Origin of the sequence: Actinomadura sp. SCN-SB (assembly GCF_043906805.1) — a bacterium.
GTDB lineage: Bacteria > Actinomycetota > Actinomycetes > Streptosporangiales > Streptosporangiaceae > Spirillospora.
Genome location: NZ_JBIMPP010000225.1, coordinates 1 through 239, shown reverse-complemented (window position 1 = coordinate 239; position 239 = coordinate 1). Strand labels below are relative to the sequence as shown.

General features: G+C 61.9%; 1 protein-coding gene. It reads right to left on the bottom strand.

Features of this window, described 5'->3' with window-relative positions:
- Nucleotides 1-239: proteasome accessory factor PafA2 family protein (locus ACGWYJ_RS39140; RefSeq protein ID WP_395111780.1), on the bottom strand; the 239-nt coding region annotated here is incomplete at both ends.

The following is a 239-nucleotide window of genomic DNA, read 5'->3' as shown; positions in this document are numbered from 1 at the left end:
CCGAAGTACTCCTTCTGGATCTCCAGCGAACTGGCCTCCCGCCCATTGGCCAGCCGCACCCGCCGCCGCCCCGTCATGTCATGACTGACCTCACGAATCGCCCGAATCGGATTCTCCAAGGTCAGATCACGCATCACCACCCCCGCCTCGATCATCCGCAACACCAGATCCGTCGCCCCCACCTTCAGCAACATCGTGGTCTCACTCATGTTCGAGTCCCCCACGATCACATGCAGCCG